A 3,926-nucleotide genomic window follows, 5' to 3' on the forward strand; every position below is an offset into this window, starting at 1 on the left:
GGCGGCGCCATCAAGCGCTTCAACGAGCACCTCAACCCCCGCGGTGCCCGGACCGTGGCCCTGGAGAAGCCCACGGAGGAGGAGGCCTCGCAGTGGTACTTCCAGTGCTACATCCAGCACCTCGAGTTCATGCGCGAGACCCCTGAGCTGGAGCGCATGCTCGTCAACTCCGGCGTGCACATCATCAAGTTCTGGTTCTCCGTGTCCCAGCGCGAGCAGCTCAACCGCTTCGCCGCGCGGGAGACCGACCCCGTGCGTCGCTGGAAGCTCTCGCCCACCGACCTGGCCTCCCTGGACAAGTGGGACGACTACACGAACGCGAAGGAGGCTGTCAAGGGCCATTGAGTTCTGCCCATAGGCGGCCAGTGTTTCTTCCCGCTGGTGGCCATCAGAACTGCCCACTGGTGGCCAGCTGGTTTGCCCGTTTGGGTGGTGGTGCTGGCCACCGTGATGGGATCAGTTCAGTGGCATGACTCCCTTCCCGGCCATTGCCTGGGTCATCCGTACGGAGTCTCCGGTGGTCTGGCACACGTGGGCGTGGTGCAGGAGCCGGTCCACGGTGGCGGTGGCCAGGGTCTTGGGCATCAGCTCGTCGAAGCCGGCCGGGTGCAGGTTCGAGCTGATCGCTACGGAGCGTTTCTCGTAGGCGGCGTCCACGATGCGGTAGAGGCCCTCGGCGGCATCGTCGGCGACCGGCAGCAGGCCGATGTCGTCGATGACGATCAGGTCGGCGCGCAGGATTCGGGCGACGGCTTTGGTGATGGTGTCATCGGGCCGGTGGGCCCGGATCATCGCCCCGAGGTCCTCCAGGGTGAACCAGGCCACCCGCTTGCCCTCCTCCACGGCCTGCTGGCCCAGGGCCTCGAGGAAGAAGGTCTTGCCGGTGCCGGAGGGCCCGCAGACCACGAGGTTCTCTCTGCGCGAGAGCCATTCCAGGGTGCGCAGGGACTGCTGGGTCGGGGCCGGGATCGAGGAGGCGCCCGGATCCCAGGTCGTGAAGGTCTTGCCGGTGGGGAACCCGGCGGCCTTGCGCCGGGCGGCGAGCATGGATCGGGCCCGACCGGTGGTCTCCTCGACCAGCAGGGCCTTGAGGACCTCGGCCGGCTCCCAGCGTTGGGCCCGGGCGGTGGCCAGTACCTCGGCGGCGATACCGCGGGCGTGGGGCATCTTCAGCTGCCGCAACAGCGCCTCCAAATCGGCCGGCAGCGCCGGTGCGGCGGTGTTCGGGGTGTGGATGCTCACCGGGCTGCCCCCTCGGTGTTGGAGGTACCGAGGCCGGCCCAGCCGGCGGTGCCCTGGGTCAGGGACCGTTCCTCGGTGGCGGTGTGCATCCCGGTGCGGTGGCCGGCGGCGGTGAGCAGGGAGGCCAGGTCGCCGTGGGCGAAGCGCTGGTGCACCGCGGCCACCCCGAGGGCGCGGTCGACCTGGTCGGTGCCGGCGAGCTTGGCCAGGGTGACGGCCTCGGCCATCTTCTGACCGATCCGGCTGGTGCCGGCCGCGGCGGCCTCCACCAGCCAGGTCCTCGCTCCGGCCCCGATGGCCAGGAACTCGGCCTCCGCCGCCGAACGGGGCACCGGGGTGTAGTCCCCGGGCACCTTGTCCGTCTCGTGGCCGGGGAAGTGCGCGTCGTCGATGGCCGGGGACCCGGGCCGGGCCACCCGGTGCCGGGCGACCTCCACCGGCCCCTGCGCACCGGCGTGCATGATCACCACCATCGAGTCCGGTCCGGTGCCGTGATGGCGCACGAACACCTCGGCCCCGAGCAGGTGCGCGGGCACCGAGTACTGGGCGTTTTCGAAGGAGACCATCGGCGTGTTCTCCGGCACCTTCCGTCCCACCCCGTAGGCCACGGTGTGCGCCGTGGCGGGGATCCGATGCAACGCGCTGGTCTCCTCGGCGAGCATGTGGTCCGGGCGGCGCCGGGTCACCCGGTGCTCCCGGGAGTTCACCATGGCCATGAACCCCGCGCAGGCGGCCTCGAGCTCAGCGAACGAGGCGTACTGGTCCCGCAGGTTGGTGTCCTTCGGGACCAGGTCGGCCTTGGCCAGCTTCACCGCGTTCTCCACCCCGCCCTTGGCGGCCGGATCCGCTGGCTGGCAGGTCAGCACCTCCACGCCGTAATGCCGAGCGAACGCCACGGTGGCCTGGTTACGCACCGGCACCCCGGCCACATGAGAGACCGTCACTGTCTTCTCGTTATCCGTCAGCACATAGGTCGGCGCGCCCCCGATCAGCCGGAAGCACCGGTCCAGGGCGGCGAACACACTCGGAGCCGTCCTATCACGCAGGGCGATGACGATCCGGTAGCGGGACCAGGCCAGCCAGGCCACGAACAGCACCGTCTTGGCCCCGTCGATCGCCGGCCCATCGCCGAAGTCGTACTGCAGCCATGCGCCCGGCTCGGTGATCCAGGGCCGGTGCACCCGGCGCTTCCCGGCCCGCCAGGCGGCCTTCACCTCGGCCACCGCCCGCCGGGTGGAGCGCTCAGAGCCGGTGTAGCCCATTGCGGTGAGCTTGGCGTGCACGACATCGGCGCGGATCCTGCCCGTGGAGGCCTCGACCCATTCCTCGATCTTGGGCAGCCAGACATCGGTGACCTTCGGGCGGCTGGCTCCGGATCCAGGGGTCTGGCCGGCGTCGCGGGCCCGCACCAGCCGGGCCACGGTGTGATGGGAGCAACCGGCCAGCTCGGCGGCGCCCCGCAATGACTTGGTCAGGTCATAGGCACTGAGTATTTTCATGGTTTCTGCGGCATCCTTCATTCAGGGCCTCTTCCTCGCTGGATTCGATTCGACACCGATATCCAACCCGGGGAGGAGGCCCCCGCCGGCTCACGACGCGGCGGGCAACGAGCAACGCGGGCAAACCAGATGGCCAGCACCGGGCAGTTCCCGTGGCCATCACTGGGCAGTCCTCATGGCCGTCAGCGGGTCATTCCCTGGCCACCTATGGGCAGCTTTTCATGGCCGCTTACAGCCGGTGATATCCAGAGCCTGGACAGGGCCAACTTCGTAGCGCCCCGGCAGGTAAGCACGAAGCATCCGCGTCCAGTTCGCTTCGGAGGCGTTGCCGATGGAGGTCGGATGCTCGGTGAACTCTAGGGGGATGCCGAGTTCCGTGGAGAGGGCGCGTTGCCGAGCTTGGAAGGCCAAATTCAGGTCAATCGGCGGGTTCATGGAGGTGGTCCTCTCTGTTGGGGGCAACTTGCAGCATGAGTCGCTGGAGGTTGCCATCTGGAGTCGCTTCGCGCACATGGCCAATCCAGTCTGTTGAGGCACGGGCGATGACAACTAGGAGCACATCATGCGCCCCCGCCACGGCTAGTTGGCGTAGGGCGAGAGAATCGGTCTCACTCGGGCCGTTCGGGCCGGGGTGGCTGTGCCATTCACCGATATACCCCGTCGCGTTGTCGGTTTCCGATGCCACGGCCTGCCTCAGTGCTGCTGCAGCTGTGGCCGCGTCTCTGCGATAGCGCGCTGAGGTCGCTACGGGATCGGGGACCTCGACGCATTGCACTATGTGCGGCTCGCTCGCGATGTAGTAGCCGAGAAGCAGGCCGCCCGTCTCACGGGGTAGGGCGCGGGACGCTGCGTCGACGAGCTGTGCCCAAGTGTGAGCATTGATGGTTGCGACCCTCACGCCGGTATCTCGAACAACGCGCGTGACTCGCCGGCGGGGGGTACCGGATCGCCGCACAGCAGGCTTATTGCAAGCCGTGCGCCCATTCCAGCGGTCTCGATCACTGCAGCCGGAGGGGTCGGTGAGACTGGGTCTCCACAGCCGGTCTCATGCTCCCCTTCGATAGTGCCTTGGAGAGAATCCAGAGGTAGAGGCGCAGCTCCCTCAAGAGGCGGGCAGATGTCCACCCACAAACGGCACTGGGTCACGCGCACCCGAGTGCCGCTGTTCCTCAAGTCCGAGCACTT

Annotated in this window: 4 protein-coding genes and 1 pseudogene; 1 reads left to right on the forward strand and 4 read right to left on the reverse strand. The window is 68.2% G+C overall.

Annotation, left to right across the window (positions count from 1 at the left end; all coding sequences use genetic code 11):
• Nucleotides 1–345: pseudogene (locus tag AB0L75_RS43880) on the forward strand (polyphosphate kinase 2); the annotation flags it as partial.
• 111 nt (nt 346–456) lie between these two features.
• On the opposite strand, the gene istB reads toward AB0L75_RS43880, so the two are convergent.
• From istB to AB0L75_RS43900, 4 genes are all read right to left on the reverse strand, one after another.
• A complete protein-coding gene (gene istB, locus AB0L75_RS43885) occupies nt 457–1,242 on the reverse strand; it encodes an IS21-like element helper ATPase IstB (RefSeq protein ID WP_010078636.1) in 786 nt (261 codons plus the stop codon).
• Nucleotides 1,239–2,762: an IS21-like element ISMlu14 family transposase gene (locus AB0L75_RS43890; RefSeq protein WP_031943827.1), complete on the reverse strand. Its 1,524-nt coding sequence runs from the start codon at nt 2,760–2,762 to the stop codon at nt 1,239–1,241. Before AB0L75_RS43890 ends, istB begins: the two co-directional genes overlap by 4 nt.
• A 198-nt stretch (nt 2,763–2,960) precedes the next feature.
• Nucleotides 2,961–3,176 (reverse strand): hypothetical protein, encoded by a 216-nt coding sequence (locus AB0L75_RS43895; RefSeq protein WP_216881894.1) that lies wholly within the window; start codon nt 3,174–3,176, stop codon nt 2,961–2,963.
• Nucleotides 3,160–3,696, reverse strand: a complete 537-nt coding sequence (locus tag AB0L75_RS43900) for a Mov34/MPN/PAD-1 family protein (RefSeq protein ID WP_365191902.1) — start codon at nt 3,694–3,696, stop codon at nt 3,160–3,162. Before AB0L75_RS43900 ends, AB0L75_RS43895 begins: the two co-directional genes overlap by 17 nt.
• Nucleotides 3,697–3,926: the final 230 nt, after the last annotated feature.

Origin of the sequence: Streptomyces sp. NPDC052101 (assembly GCF_040680235.1) — a bacterium.
Lineage (GTDB): Bacteria > Actinomycetota > Actinomycetes > Streptomycetales > Streptomycetaceae > Streptomyces.